Origin of the sequence: Sphingopyxis sp. Root1497 (assembly GCF_001427085.1) — a bacterium.
In the GTDB taxonomy this organism is placed as follows: domain Bacteria; phylum Pseudomonadota; class Alphaproteobacteria; order Sphingomonadales; family Sphingomonadaceae; genus Sphingopyxis.
This window is the reverse complement of sequence record NZ_LMGF01000005.1, coordinates 1,471,728-1,485,480: the sequence shown is the minus strand read 5'-3', so window position 1 is coordinate 1,485,480 and position 13,753 is coordinate 1,471,728. Positions and strand designations below refer to the sequence as shown.

The following is a 13,753-nucleotide window of genomic DNA, read 5'->3' as shown; positions in this document are numbered from 1 at the left end:
GGCACGACCGAATCCCCCACATCCCCCATCGCCCGCCTGCTTGGCGTCATGGCCCGCTTGCGCGACCCCGACGGCGGCTGCGAATGGGATCTGGCGCAGGACTTCTCGACCATCGCGCCCTATACGATCGAGGAAGCCTATGAGGTCGCCGACGCGATCGCCGGCGGCGATCCTGTGGCGATCTGTGACGAGCTTGGCGACCTGCTGCTCCAGGTCGTCTTTCACAGCCAGATCGCGGCCGACGATGGCCTGTTCACCTTCGACGATGTCGCGACCGCGATCTCCGACAAAATGGAGCGCCGCCATCCGCATATCTTCGGTGACGTCACGACGTCCGACGTGCGGCTGCAATGGGAGCAGATCAAGGCGAACGAACGCGCCGCCGACGGTCCCAAGGGCGCGCTCGACGGCGTTGCGCTGTCGCTGCCGGCGCTGCTCCGCGCCGAAAAGCTGCAATCGCGCGCCGCGCGCGTCGGGTTCGACTGGCCCGACGTCGACGGCCCGCGCGACAAGATCGCCGAGGAACTCGCCGAAGTGGCCGCGGCGACCAACGAACAGGAACGCCATGAAGAGGTCGGCGACCTGCTCTTCGCGGTCGTCAACTATGCCGGCAAACTCGGGGTCGATGCCGAGAGTGCCCTGCGTGACGCCAACATGAAATTCGCAAGACGCTTTGCCGCCATGGAAGACCGCGCGGGTGGAACGCTGGCCGGCCTGTCGCTCGACGCGCAGGAAGCGCATTGGCAGGCGGTCAAGGCGTCGGAGCGGTCCTAGCCGGCCACAGCCGTTCGAACCGCGCCTTGTCGGCGGGATCGAGCCGCACCGTCAGCACATGCCCGTTTTCCTGCGGCTCGTCGCCCAGCACTTCGCCGCGCGCGTGGAGCCACGCCGCCGCTTCGCCATGATCGTAGCCGAGGAAAATGCGTTCGATCCTGTGCAGCGCGGTCAATTGCGACGCCATGAGCGTCCGGGCCGCTTCGACGCCCTCGCCGCTGACCGCCGATATGACCGCGACGTCACTCCGCCGCGCCGCCATCTCTTCGATCGCCGCGCGCTCATCGGAATCGGCGGTGTCGATCTTGTTCCATATCTCGATCTGCGGAATGACCGCGGGCGCATCGGCGCCCCCTTCCCCACCGTCCTGCGGGCCGTTGACGCCCAGCGAATTGAGGATGGCGACAACATCGGCATATTGCGCCTCGCTGTCGGGATGCGCGATGTCGCGGACATGGACGATCAGGTCGGCTGTGGTCACTTCCTCCAGCGTCGCGCGAAACGCCGCGACCAATTCGGTCGGCAGGTCGGACACGAAACCGACGGTGTCGGACAAGATCGCCTTGTCGATGCCGGGCAGCCGGATCTCGCGCATCGTCGGGTCCAGCGTCGCGAACAGCATATCTTCCGCCATGACGTCACTTCCCGTCAAGCGATTGAAAAAGGTCGATTTTCCGGCGTTGGTATAGCCGACGAGCGCGACCACCGGCCAGGGCGCGCGTTGGCGCTTGGCGCGCTGCAACTGCCGCGTCCGCTTGGCATCCTCCAGGCTGCGGCGGATACGCGCCATGCGGTTGCGGATCATCCGCCGGTCGGCCTCGATCTGCGTTTCGCCCGGACCGCCGAGGAAGCCGAATCCGCCGCGCTGGCGCTCGAGGTGGGTCCAACTGCGCACCAACCGCCCCGCCTGATAGTCAAGATGCGCCAGTTCGACCTGCAGCCGCCCCTCGGCCGTCGCCGCGCGCTCGCCGAAAATCTCGAGGATTAATCCCGTTCGATCAATGACTTTGGTCCCGAAAGCGGTCTCCAGGTTGCGCTGCTGGATCGCGGTAAGCGCCGCATCGACAATCACAAGCTGCGCGGCACCTTCGCCAACTTCCGCCTTGATCGCATCGATCTGCCCCACCCCGATCAACGTCGCCGCCCGCGTCTGCCGCAGCCGAAGCGGAAACACCGCCACGACCTCCAGCCCGATCGCGAGCGCCAGCCCCTTCGCCTCCTCGGCCCGCGCGTCGAGGTCGCGCGACAGGCGCTGGCTATGCCATTCGGGTACGATCAGCACCGCCGTGGCGCCGCGCGTTACCTCGTCGTCATTGTCGGACATCGGATCGATCAGGCGTCGCCTTCGGGCTCGCTGTCGGTCAGATTGATCGGCCCATTGGGCTGCACGGTCGAAATCGCATGCTTGTAGACCAGCTGCACCTGCCGCTCACGTTCGAGCAGCATGCAGAACAGATCGAACGCGACGATATCGCCCTGCAGCATCACGCCGTTGACGAGGAACATCGTCACCGATTCGTCGGATTTGCGTACCGCGTTCAGGAACACATCCTGCAATGCCTTGCCCTTGCTAGCGGGAGCGTCACGCAGATTGTCGCCGAGCAGCGACAGGTCGAAGTCATGCGAGGGCATGACGGTCGAAATCGCATGCTTGTAGACGAGCTGCGACTGGCCATCGCGGCGCAGAAGCAACGAAAAATTGTCGAACCAGGTGATGATGCCCTGCAATTTGACACCCTTGACGAGGAACATCGTCACCGGTGTCTTGCTGCGGCGGAGAGCGTTGAGGAAGAGATCCTGGAGATTCTGGTTTTTATCGGACACATTGGCCTCCTGTTCTTGGCGGGTAAAACCGCTTGATGGCCCTGACTGGACCGCCGCTTTCGTCGCGGCGTGCCCAATATGCGGCAAAGCGTCGCGCAGGTCTAGCGCAAAGCCGATGGCTTTCAGGCTTCGCCGTCCGAATTGTCGGTCAAACCCAAAAGCTTCAGCTTCCGGTGCAATGCCGACCGTTCCATGCCGATGAAGGTCGCGGTGCGCGAAATATTGCCCGAGAAACGATTGATCTGGATCCGCAGATATTCGCGCTCGAAATTCTCTCGCGCTTCCTTGAGCGGGATTGCGGTGATCGATTCGGCGTTAGGCAATATGTCGGTGCCGCCGCGCACCAGTTCGGCAGGCAACATGTCGGCGTCGATCCGCCCGAGCCGGTCGCTCGGCGCGAGGATCATCACGCGCTCAATGACGTTGCGAAGTTCGCGAACGTTGCCGGGCCAGTCGTGCGCCTGGAGCGCCGCCATCGCTTCGGCGCTGATTTCCGCTGGCGGCGCACGGCGATCGGCAGCGTAGCGACCGACAAAATGCTCGCACAGCGCTGCGATGTCATCGCGCCGCTCGCGCAATGACGGGATGTGCACCGGCACGACGTTGAGCCGGTAATAGAGATCCTCGCGGAAACGCCCCTCGGCGATTTCGGTCATCAGGTCGCGCGCCGATCCCGAAATGATCCGGACATCGACGCGGATCATCGTCCGCCCGCCAACGCGGGTGAAGCTCTGGTCGGTCAGCACGCGCAATATCTTGCCCTGCGTGGTCAACGGCATGTCGGCGACCTCGTCGAGGAAGACGGTACCGCCATGCGCCTGTTCGAGCAGGCCGACGCGGATCGCGCCGTCGTCGCTTTCGGACCCGAACAGCTCGGCCTCGACCGTTTCGGGATCCATGCGCGCCGACGAAATGACGCGAAAAGGTGCGGTATGTCGGCCGCTCCAGCCGTGGAGGACGCGCGCCGCGACCTCCTTGCCAACGCCCGCCGCGCCGGTGATCAGCACGCGGCTGCCGGTGCCGGCGACGCGTTTCAGCGTCGCACGGACATTGTTGATCGCGGCGCTCGTGCCGGTGAGTTCGTCGGCGGGACCGGCCCGTTCGCGCAGCCGCTCATATTCGAACTTCAGCCGCTCGTTTTCGGTCGCGCGCGCGACAAGGTGAAGCAGGCGTTCGGCCTCGAACGGCTTTTCGATGAAGTCGAAGGCGCCGCGGCGGATCGCGGCGACGGCGGTGTCGAGCCCGCCATGGCCCGAAATGACGATGATCGGCAGCGTCGGGTCAAACGCCTTGATCGCCTCGACTAGCCCGAGTCCGTCGAGCCGCGAACCCTGCAACCACACGTCGATCAGCGCGAGCGACGGGCGCCGTTGGCGGATCGCCTCGAGCGCCGCGTCGCTGTCAGACGCGGTGCGCGCCTCATAGCCTTCGTCTTCCATGACGCCGGCGACGAGGTCGCAGATGTCGCGCTCGTCGTCGACGATCAAAATATCAAGCGCCATGATCTTCTCTATCCTGCCGGTTCCGGGAACGGCCCGGGACCGATTCGGCCTGCCCTGTTGTCGTGTCGGCGCCGCGCCCGGCGAGCGGGCGGAGGCGGTCGGGATGAAGCGTGAGCGTCACGCATGTCCCCTTTCCTGCCGGATTGTCGGCAAAGTCGAGTTCGCCATAATGCTGCTCGACGATTTTCTTGACGATCGCGAGGCCGAGTCCGGTGCCGCCCTGGCGCGTCGTCATATAGGGTTCGGCGATCGTGTCGCGGGCTTCGGGGAGGCCGATGCCGTCGTCGGCGATGCGGATCACAACTTCACGATCATTGCCCATATCGAGGATCGCACGAATGTGGCCGATCGGTGAAGATTCGGGATTTTTTACATTTTCTTCAATGGCTTCGACTGCATTCTTGACGATATTCGTCAGTGCCTGCGACAGCAAGCGGCGGTCGCACACCAATGGCTCGATATCGTTCGGGACCGACACGCTGAAAGCGATGTCGGGCTTGGCGACCTCGAACAGGAACACCGCCTGTTTCAATATGTCGCGGATATCCTCGACCCCGAAAGTCGGCTTGGGCATGCGCGCGAAGCTGGAGAATTCGTCGACCATGCGTCGCATGTCGTGAACCTGGCGGATCACGGTGTCGGTGAGCTTGCGGAAGGTCGCCTGGTCGCCCTCGACCTTGTCGCCGAAACGGCGCTGGAGGCGTTCGGCGGCGAGCTGGATCGGGGTGAGCGGGTTCTTGATCTCGTGCGCGATGCGGCGCGCGACGTCGGACCAGGCGGCGCGGCGCTGGTCGAGCAATTGCTGGGTGATATCCTCGAAGCTGAGCACGAAGCCGTCGCCCTGCGCGACCGCCTTGGCGGCAAGCGTCGCGGGCTCGCCCTCGCGGCGCGCGAGCTGGACCACCGCCTCGCGCTCGTCGCCGGTGATCAAGCGTGCGAGTTCGGGCGCGACCTGCTCGAGCGGGCGTCCGGTGAGTTGGTCGGCGGGGGTTCCGATCAACCGCTCGGCGGCGGCGTTGGCGAGCAGGATGTGATGGCCGGCGTCGACCGACACGACCGCCGAGGAAACGCCGCTGAGCACCGCTTCGATGAAGCTTCGGCGCGCCTCGATCTGCTCGTTGGCGCTGAGCAGCGCGCCGGTCTGACCCTGAATTTGTTCGGTCATGCGGTTGAAGGCATGGGCGAGGACCGAGATTTCGTCGTTGTTCGCCGACGGGATGACTCGCACCGACAGGTCGCCGCCGGCGGCGGTTCGCGTCGCCCCGACGAGGGTACCGAGCGGACGGACGATGCGGTCGGCGACGACGATCGCGGCGATCACGGCGAGCGCGAGCAGAAGCAGCGCGCCGAGATATAGCGCGCCGTTGAACTGGAGCTGGAGCTGCTGCGAGCGCTTGAACAGCGCGTTATAGTCGGCGAGCACAGTGCTCGCGCGCTGCGACTGCTGAAAGCCCAGGACGTTGGCATCGCGCGACGCATAGAGATAAGCGCGCGATCGCCGCGGCAATTTTGTGACCGCTTCGATCCGGTCGGCCTGGCGGCTGACGATGACGTCCTCGCCATTGTCGAGGCGCGCGACGATCGACGGCGAAATACGCGCTTCGGCATCGCGATTGTCGGGATCGATCATCGCCGCCGTGCGCGCGACGCCATCGGGACCGATCTCGATGATCGCCGATTCATTGAGGTTCCGGACGACGACCTGTTGCAGGTAATAATCGGCAAAATCAGGCCCATCGATCGGAAACCGGGCCAGGATATCGCCGAGATCGCCCGCCATCTTCATCGTGTTCGCGACGACCTCGCGCTGGTTTTCCTGATAATAGCCCTCGGCGAGACCCGCCGCATTTTCGAACATCCCGCGTGAGCGGTCGGAAAACCAGAAATCGACCCCGAACTGGAAGAGCAGCGAGGCGAAGATCACGACGAGCATCGTCGGTGCCGCGGCGATCAGCGAGAAGAGCGCGACGAGGCGAACATGGAGGCGGCCATTGCCGCCCGCCATCGAGCGCATCGCGCGCGCGCGCGCCACGCGGCTGCCGATGAGCACGATCAGCGCCATCGCGGGAACGAGGTTGGCGACCATGATCGCCGCAACCAATCCCGGCGTCAGCAGCCGCTCGCTCTGCGCGTCGCCGGTGACGAAGACATAGGTCGCAATGCCGACGCTGAGGATAAGGGCAAGCGTGTAATATTCCGGCGCGGCAAAGGTCCAGATGCGCGAACGGGGCCCCTGCCCTTCGGGTTCTGCCTCGCCCGTCACCGTAACGCCGTTCGCCATTGTTGCCTCGTTACGACAAACCTGTTGCATAGAAAACACACAATGTGCGCGGGGACCACGGTTTGGCGTATAAATCGTGTCGGTTGGGCGTTGTTTTGCCGGATGCTCGACGCTGGAACCGGGAAATGCGGGTCGTGTCGGGCGGAGCGGATCGGGGGCGATCGGATTCGGATGTCGATGACCGCTTTGGTGTGGGAAGCGGACTGGCAGGTTTCGGACGGTGATCGACTAAAGCCGACCTAATCTTGGTGAGCCCAGAGCCTTGGATCCTTCGGGTCGAATCCCTCGATGAAGCCTTGCCACACAGCGTCTCGCCAAAGCGCATCATTCAATTCTTGCGTGGTGTCATAGAACACGGTGTGCGGGTACTGGGCATTGCCGGGGCCTTGTCCCCAAGTCAGATGGACATTCGCAAAGCGTCCATCAGCACACACAACCAGTATGTCGTCGTTCGTGTCGGCACGACCGATGACTTCGCAACTCCGGCCCCAGAGCGGGTGACCTGGCGACAGCTCTATTGCCAACTGGCGCGGAAGACCTTCGCGTTCCACTTCATGTTGGAGCGGACGCCAAGGTGCGACGAAGGCAATATCTGAGCAATCAAACATCGTTTGAAAGAAGCGATCAACTTGCGGCATGTCAACGGCAGCTCTCGCTGGTTCGAAAACAACGTCTGATGGCTGGCTTCGGTCGTTGGCGGCCATTTTGGTTGGGTTCGAACCGGGTGACCGGAATGAGGTGGGGAACGGACGTTGCCACTCCTCCCTGTCGCGCAGCGATGGGGAGGNACGCCGTCAAAGGCTGGCGCAACGCCGCGGCCCCTCCACCACCGCTACGCGGCGGTCCCCCTCCCCACGGCTGCGCCGCAGGGAGGATTCATTTCCGCAACCGGTCGTGAGAGGCCATCCCGGCGCCCGCGGAGGGTCGGCGACGGGCTGGCTTCTCCGCGCGGTCAGCTATCGGCCTTGTCCGAGGTGAATCCTGCCGCGAACTGCGGCGCCCCGTCGGTTATGCACACCCAAGGCGCCTTCGAACCCACGAATATATGGGCGGCATACCCACGAAATCCCGGGTCATCGTCGAGCAAGCCCGCCGGGACGAAATATATCTTTCCTTCCCGATCGGTGTGAGGGGTCGGACTTCCGCACGTCTTGCAGAAGCTGGATTGCCACCCCTGCTCACCGGGGACATGGTAGGTCGCGATATTGTCCGCGCCTTTCACCCAGCGGAAGCTGGCTTTCGCGGCATAGAAAACGGCATTGCCATCGGTTCCCGACACCTTGCGGCATTTCGAACAGTGACATTGCCCGGCCGGTCCGAATTTGCCGTCGACGACGAAGCCTATTTTGCCGCAAAGGCATGAGCCTTTGATTGGTCCGGGCATCGCTATCTCCCAAATATTCTGAACCAGGTCATACTACCAAAGCCTGGCCTGTCCGCAATCGGTCGCCCGCGTCCTATCGCTTGCCGCGATCCGACCGAACGGTACGCAAGATGCGTATCGCCGCGCGTCAATTGATGATTTCGCCTCGTTCGTCGGAGCGCAGTGCGGTCAGCCGTTCTCTCCACAGCTGCAAGGCTTCGGGCGTCAATCTGGTCCATTCTGTGATTTCACCGATGACCTTGAGCGGTGCGCTGCTGCGATACGACCGGGTGGGATTGCCGGGAAATTTCTTGTCGGTCACGTTCGGGTCGTTCTCGAATGTCCCGGTCGGCTCTACGGCATAAACGCGGGGGACGGCAGCGCCTTCGGCGAGGTCCGCCGCGATTTCAGCGGCAAGCCCGGCTCCGTCCACAATGGCCGTGAAGTAGATGTGGTTCATCACCACCTCCGGGCGATAGTTCGACCGGTATCCTGCGGTAAGGACATCACCGACGCGCAAATCCGCGATTGTGCCGTGAAAGAACGGTCCCTCGTCCAGCGCTTCGGTCATCGTCATAGTCCTTGTCTTGCGAGACCGCTTTTGATCAGTGACCCAAGCAAGGCCGGCACCGGCACTGCTTCACACCCGCGTCGGGTCGATGTCGAGCTGCCCCAACCGCTTGCGCAGGGTGTTGCGGTTGATGCCGAGGCGGCGGGCCGCCTCGAGCTGGTTGCCGCGCACGTCGCGCAGTACGCGGCGCAGCAGCGCGGCCTCGACGATCGCCTGAAGTCGTTCGTGGATCGTGCCGTCCTGGTCGGCGGCGGCGAGTTCCTCGCGCGCCCAGTCGTCGACGGCGCGGCCGATCGCGTCTGCGGGGGCGAGGATCGGATGGCCCTCCCCGCTTTCGTGGAGCACCGCCTCGACGTCGCGGACGGAAACGATGGTGTCGCGCGACAGCACCGCGAGGCGCTGGACGACGTTGCCGAGTTCGCGGACGTTACCCGGCCAGTCATAGCGTTCGAGCAATTGCATCGCGGCGGGCGCGAACTGGCGGTCGGGAAGGCCCGACGCGCGGCCGGCCTCGACGAAGTGGCGGATCAGCGCGGCGATGTCGCTGCGCCGGTCGCGCAAGGGCGGCAGAGTCACCGGGATGACGTTGAGCCGGTAGAAAAGATCCTCGCGAAAGCGGCCGTCGGCGACGAGGGTGCGCATATCGCGGTGGGTCGCGGCGACGACGCGGACGTCGGCACGCAAGGCCTGACTGCCGCCGACGGTCGAATATTCGTTGCTTTGAAGGACGCGGAGCAGCCGCGTCTGCGCCTCGATCGGCATGTCGCCGATTTCGTCGAGGAAGAGCGTGCCGCCCGCTGCCTGTTCGAAGCGTCCCGCGTTGCGGCTGTGCGCGCCGGTGAAGGCGCCCTTTTCGTGGCCGAACAGTTCGGCCTCGATCAGTTCGCGCGGGATCGCCGCCATGTTGATCGCAACGAACGGCCCGGCGCGGCGCAGGCCGGTGGCGTGGACGGCGCGCGCGACAACCTCTTTCCCCGTGCCCGATTCACCGAGGATCAGGACGGCGAGGTCGTTCGAGGCGAGGCGTGCGATGGTGCGGTAGACCGCCTGCATCGCCGGAGCGCGGCCGACGAGGCCGTGGCTGTCGGCGGGACCGGCCTCGACGGCGGCGGCGGGTTCGGAGCGACGGCGCGCCAGCGCGGCGCGAACGCTGGTCGTCAAATCCTCGAGATCGAAGGGCTTGGGTAGATAGTCGTAGCTGCCGATGCCGGTCGCGCGCACCGCCGTATCGAGGGTGTTCTGCGCCGACAGGATGATCACGGGCACTTGCGCGTCGAGCCCGGCGCCGGGCAGCGAGTCGATGCCGTCGCCGTCGGGCAGCACGACATCGGTGATGACGAGGTCGGGACTGTTCGCCGCGAGCCAGGCGTTGCGTTCGGCGACGGTGGTGACCGCGGCGAAGACGCCGCATTCCTCGGCGAGGGTTTCGCGGATGATCAGCGCGATCGTCGGATCGTCCTCGACGAGCAGGATCGTCTTGCCGTTCATGCCGTCTGGCCCTTTTGCGCTGCGGGGAGGTGGACGCGGAAGCGGGTCCATTCGCCGTCGCGCATATGCTGGACGGTGCCGCCCATGTCGCGCGCGAGCTTTGCCACGAGCGCGAGGCCGAGACCGCGGCCCTCGCGCTTGGTGGTGACGAAGGGATCGAACAGGTCGCCGCGGATTTCGGCGGGGACGCCGGGGCCGTTGTCGCTGACCGCGACCTCGATCGGCAGCGGAATGCGGCCGCGGCCGTCGCCATTGTCGATCGAGAGGCCGTGGCGGTACGCCGTCGCGATGCGCACCGTGCCGTCGTCGCGCGCGCCCAGCACTTCGCAGGCGTTGGTGAGCAGGTTGAGCAATATCTGCACCATGGCGTCATGGTTGCCGAGGACCAGCGGCAGCGAGGGGTCGAAATCCTCGGCGAAGCGGATGCCGGGGAGCTGGCGCGCGCGCACCGCCTCCATCGCCTGGTGGATCGGCTGGTAGAGGTTGAGCGGCTCGCAGGCGATCGGCTGGCCGCGCGAAAAATGCTCCATCTGGTCGATCAGCGTCGCGATGCGATCGACCTCGGCGACGATCAGCGAGGTGAAGCGCGCCTTGCCCGCGTCGGCGCCGCGCGCGAGCAATTGCGCCGCGCCGCGGATGCCGGCGAGCGGGTTCTTGATCTCGTGCGCGAGCATCGAGGCGGCGGCGCCGGCGGCGCGGCCCGAGCGGCCGATCGCGCCGCCCATCAGTTCGGCGTCGCGCTGCGACGCGACGAGCGCGAGGATGCGGTGCCCGGCGTTCCCATAAGGCACCATCTGCATGTCGACCGCGACTGCCTTGCGCCCGCCGACGCTGATCTCGGCACCATGGGCGAAGAGCGCCGAATAAGCGGGGTCGCTCATCCGCTGGCGATAATTGCGGTCCATGCCGATGACGTCATAGACGACATGGCCGACCATCGCGGCGCGGCCGGTGTTGCAGAGCTGCTCGGCGGCGGCGTTGACGAACAGGATGACGCCGTTGCGGTCGATCAGCAGGGTGGCGACGGGATGCGACTGGATCAGCTCGTCATGGTCGAACGTCGGGATGCTCGACGTGAGCGCGCTCACGCAGCCGCCCTGGTCAGATGCGGTCCGTAAAAGCCTTCGAGTGCGTCGAGCACGCCCTTGCTGTCGGGGATCTGGTTGACCTTGTTGCGGAACTCGGCCGAACCATGGAGCCCCTTGACGTACCAGCCAAGGTGCTTGCGCGCCATATTGACCCCGGTCATTTCGCCATAATGGTCGATCATCGCGCGGTAATGCGATGTAATGACGTCATATTGCTCGTCGAGGCCGGGGTCGGGGCGCTCGGCCTCGCCGCGCAGCGCCGCCATCACCTGCCCGAGCAGCCAGGGGCGGCCATAGGCGCCGCGGCCGATCATGACGCCATCGGCGCCGCTCTGCGCGAGCGCGGTGCGCGCGTCGTCGGCGGAGCAGATGTCGCCATTGACGATGACCGGGATCGAGACGGCATCCTTGACCGAGCGGACGAAGCCCCAGTCGGCCTCGCCGCGGTACATCTGGTTGCGGGTGCGGCCGTGGACGGTGACCAGCTTGGCGCCGATGTCCTCGGCGATATGGGCGAGTTCGGGGGCGTTGAGGCTGTCGTGGCACCAGCCCATGCGCATCTTGACCGTCACCGGCACCGACACCGCCTTGACGCAGGCGTCGATCAGCGCGGCGGCGAGCTTGAGGTCGCGCATCAGCGCCGAGCCGGCATCGCCGTTGGTCACCTTGCGCACCGGGCAGCCCATGTTGATGTCGATGATCGCGGCGCCGCGATCCTCGTTGAGCTTCGCCGCCTCGCCCATTTCATAGGGGGTGCAGCCGACGAGTTGCATCGACACCGGCTCCTCGATCGGGTCCCAGGCGGCTTTCTGGACCGACTGGCGCGTCTCGCGGATCGCCGCCTGGCTGGCGATCATTTCGGTGACGTTGAGCCCCGAGCCATAATAGCGGACGAGCTTGCGGAACGGCAGGTCGGAGACGCCCGTCATCGGCGCGAGGATCACGGGATCCGCGATGGTGATGGGGCCGATCTGGATGGGGCGCAGCGCCGCCATGGGGGAAGCCTTCGAATTTGCCTAAAAATTGAGCAGCGCCCCTACACGTTAAGCGGCTTTCCCGCAAGCGACGGCTGCGCTAACCGGCTCGGTGATGAGCGAGTCCGCCCCTTCCCCCGCCCCTGCCGTCGTCGCCGTGCTGCTGGCGGGCGGGATTGGTGCGCGCGCAGGCTATGACCAGCCCAAGCAACTCGCGCTGCTCGGCGGCAAGCCGGTGCTGCGCTGGAGCCTCGACGCCTTTGCCGCGCATGGCGGGCTGTCGGGCGGTGTGCTGGTAGCGAATGATGACGTCATGGCGGCGGTCGGAATGCTGTCCGAAGGCTGGATTTCCGCGGCTCCGGGCGACGAGCGACAACAATCGGCGGCGAATGCGCTGGCGGCGCTGGCGGGCTTTCCCGACGACGCGGTAGTGCTGGTGCATGACGCGGCGCGGCCCGGCGTCAACGCCGCGGTGATCGATCGGCTGCTCGCCGCGCTTGCCGACGGCGCCGAAGCGGCGATCCCGACCCTGCCGGTGCCCGATACGCTGGTCGCGCAGGCCGACGGGGTTGCGGGCGATGTCGTCGATCGCGGCGCGCTGGCGCGGGTGCAGACGCCGCAGGCGTTCCGGCTCGGGACATTACGCCGCGCGCATGCCGCGGCCGACGGCGCCGCGGCGACCGACGATGCGCAGCTGGTGCGGCGGATCGGGGTGCCGGTGGCGGCGGTCGCGGGCGATGCGCGGCTCCACAAACTGACATATGCGGACGATATGGCGATCCTGTCGGGGCTGCTGGGGATTGGAACGATGATGCAACACGCGGTCGGCATGGGCTATGATGTTCACCGGCTGGTGGCCGACAAGCCTTTGTGGATCGGCGGCATAGAAATCACGCATAGTCATGGACTTGAAGGCCATAGTGATGCCGATGTCGCGCTTCATGCGCTGACCGATGCGATCCTCGGCGCGCTCGGCGATGGCGATATCGGCGACCATTTCCCGCCGAGCGACCCGCAATGGCGCGGTGCCGCGTCGCACCGCTTCCTGGCCTTTGCAGCGAGCCGCGTCGCGGCGCGTGGCGGGCGGATCGCGCATGTCGACCTGACGATCATCGCCGAGGCGCCGAAGATCGGGCCGCACCGCCAGGCGATCCGCGAGCGTATCGCCGACATCCTTGCGGTTTCGCCGCTGCGGGTCAGCGTGAAGGCGACAACGACCGAGCGGCTGGGCTTTACCGGTCGCCGCGAAGGGATCGCCGCGCAGGCCGTCGCGACACTGTCGCTTCCCGACGACCGGGCCTAAGGTCGGAAAAAGCGAAAGACGATGGGGGATTCATGAAGCGGATTGTTTTGAGCGTTGCAGCCGGCGCGGCGGCGTTGGCGGGACCATCGGCGCAGGCGGCGACGAAACCCTGCCTCACCCAGGCCGAAATGAGCGGCCTTGTCGCCTATTTCCTGCCGCAGGTGATCGACGGCGTCGTCGAGACATGCCGCCCGCACCTTCCCGCGGACAGCTATCTGCTGACCGGATTGGGTACCCGCGCCACCGAATTGCGGGGTGAGGCCGATGCGGTCTGGCCGCTGGCCCGGGCGGGCTTCATCAAGATCGGAAGCGGCAAGAATCCGCAGGATGGCGCCGCGATGCTCGACATGTCCGACGATGAATTGCGGGCAACGATCGACACCGGCTTCGTTGAAACGCTCGGCATCGAACTCAAGCCGGGCGAATGCGCCGACGTCAACGACATCAGCGAAACGCTGGCGCCGCTGAGTGCCGACCAGATGGTGGCGTTCGTCGCAGCGACGTTTGCAGCCGTGTCGCGCGGTGGCAAAGGCGTGGCAAGCTGTCCGCGCGCCCTGTACAACGCCAATTAGGCGAATATCGCCC

The 13,753-nt window shown here is 65.6% G+C and carries 12 protein-coding genes; 3 read left to right on the top strand and 9 right to left on the bottom strand.

Annotated features, from left to right (window positions below; translation table 11 throughout):
- Window positions 1-48: 48 nt before the first annotated feature.
- The gene (gene mazG, locus ASD67_RS21525) at window positions 49-774 is read left to right on the top strand and encodes a nucleoside triphosphate pyrophosphohydrolase (protein WP_235535783.1); all 726 of its coding nucleotides are present in this window, start codon (window positions 49-51) and stop codon (window positions 772-774) included.
- Here mazG and hflX read toward each other — a convergent pair.
- From hflX to dusB, 9 genes are all read right to left on the bottom strand, one after another.
- Complete coding sequence (gene hflX / locus ASD67_RS21520; protein ID WP_056351431.1) at window positions 752-2,098, bottom strand: GTPase HflX; 1,347 nt, start codon at window positions 2,096-2,098, stop codon at window positions 752-754. The two genes, mazG and hflX, sit on opposite strands and share 23 nt — an antisense overlap.
- 8 nt (window positions 2,099-2,106) lie before the next feature.
- Window positions 2,107-2,598, bottom strand: a complete 492-nt coding sequence (hfq, locus tag ASD67_RS21515) for an RNA chaperone Hfq (protein WP_056351428.1) — start codon at window positions 2,596-2,598, stop codon at window positions 2,107-2,109.
- A gap of 122 nt (window positions 2,599-2,720) precedes the next feature.
- Complete coding sequence (ntrX, locus tag ASD67_RS21510) at window positions 2,721-4,100, bottom strand: nitrogen assimilation response regulator NtrX (RefSeq protein ID WP_056351426.1); 1,380 nt, start codon at window positions 4,098-4,100, stop codon at window positions 2,721-2,723.
- Entirely contained in the window at window positions 4,090-6,381 is a 2,292-nt protein-coding gene (locus ASD67_RS21505; protein ID WP_235535782.1) for a sensor histidine kinase, read from the bottom strand. Before ASD67_RS21505 ends, ntrX begins: the two co-directional genes overlap by 11 nt.
- A gap of 952 nt (window positions 6,382-7,333) precedes the next feature.
- Window positions 7,334-7,765, bottom strand: a complete 432-nt coding sequence (locus ASD67_RS24055; protein WP_056351418.1) for a GFA family protein — start codon at window positions 7,763-7,765, stop codon at window positions 7,334-7,336.
- Between the two features lie 127 nt (window positions 7,766-7,892).
- A complete protein-coding gene (arr, locus tag ASD67_RS21490; RefSeq protein WP_056352301.1) occupies window positions 7,893-8,315 on the bottom strand; it encodes an NAD(+)--rifampin ADP-ribosyltransferase in 423 nt (140 codons plus the stop codon).
- 69 nt (window positions 8,316-8,384) lie between these two features.
- Entirely contained in the window at window positions 8,385-9,803 is a 1,419-nt protein-coding gene (locus ASD67_RS21485) for a sigma 54-interacting transcriptional regulator (RefSeq protein WP_056351414.1), read from the bottom strand.
- Entirely contained in the window at window positions 9,800-10,891 is a 1,092-nt protein-coding gene (locus ASD67_RS21480; protein ID WP_056351411.1) for a two-component system sensor histidine kinase NtrB, read from the bottom strand. The genes ASD67_RS21485 and ASD67_RS21480 overlap by 4 nt, the downstream gene beginning before the upstream one ends.
- The gene (gene dusB, locus ASD67_RS21475) at window positions 10,888-11,886 is read right to left on the bottom strand and encodes a tRNA dihydrouridine synthase DusB (RefSeq protein WP_056351408.1); all 999 of its coding nucleotides are present in this window, start codon (window positions 11,884-11,886) and stop codon (window positions 10,888-10,890) included. Before dusB ends, ASD67_RS21480 begins: the two co-directional genes overlap by 4 nt.
- A gap of 94 nt (window positions 11,887-11,980) precedes the next feature.
- Here dusB and ASD67_RS21470 point away from each other — a divergent pair, with 94 nt between their 5' ends.
- Window positions 11,981-13,168, top strand: coding sequence for a bifunctional 2-C-methyl-D-erythritol 4-phosphate cytidylyltransferase/2-C-methyl-D-erythritol 2,4-cyclodiphosphate synthase (locus tag ASD67_RS21470; protein WP_056351405.1), 1,188 nt, complete (start codon window positions 11,981-11,983; stop codon window positions 13,166-13,168).
- Window positions 13,169-13,200: 32 nt separating this feature from the next.
- Window positions 13,201-13,740 carry a hypothetical protein gene (locus ASD67_RS21465; RefSeq protein WP_056351401.1) on the top strand — a complete coding sequence of 180 codons (540 nt, stop codon included), beginning with the start codon at window positions 13,201-13,203 and terminating at the stop codon, window positions 13,738-13,740.
- The last annotated feature ends 13 nt before the right edge of the window (window positions 13,741-13,753 follow it).

Coding starts and splice junctions, on each gene's coding strand:
- mazG (WP_235535783.1), top strand. CDS start 49: ATGGCCCGCTTGCGCGACCCCGACGGCGGCTGCGAATGGGATCTGGCG.
- hflX (WP_056351431.1), bottom strand. CDS start 2,098: ATGTCCGACAATGACGACGAGGTAACGCGCGGCGCCACGGCGGTGCTG.
- ntrX (WP_056351426.1), bottom strand. CDS start 4,100: ATGGCGCTTGATATTTTGATCGTCGACGACGAGCGCGACATCTGCGAC.
- ASD67_RS21505 (WP_235535782.1), bottom strand. CDS start 6,381: ATGGCGAACGGCGTTACGGTGACGGGCGAGGCAGAACCCGAAGGGCAG.
- ASD67_RS24055 (WP_056351418.1), bottom strand. CDS start 7,765: ATGCCCGGACCAATCAAAGGCTCATGCCTTTGCGGCAAAATAGGCTTC.
- arr (WP_056352301.1), bottom strand. CDS start 8,315: ATGACCGAAGCGCTGGACGAGGGACCGTTCTTTCACGGCACAATCGCG.
- ASD67_RS21485 (WP_056351414.1), bottom strand. CDS start 9,803: ATGAACGGCAAGACGATCCTGCTCGTCGAGGACGATCCGACGATCGCG.
- dusB (WP_056351408.1), bottom strand. CDS start 11,886: ATGGCGGCGCTGCGCCCCATCCAGATCGGCCCCATCACCATCGCGGAT.
- ASD67_RS21470 (WP_056351405.1), top strand. CDS start 11,981: ATGAGCGAGTCCGCCCCTTCCCCCGCCCCTGCCGTCGTCGCCGTGCTG.
- ASD67_RS21465 (WP_056351401.1), top strand. CDS start 13,201: ATGAAGCGGATTGTTTTGAGCGTTGCAGCCGGCGCGGCGGCGTTGGCG.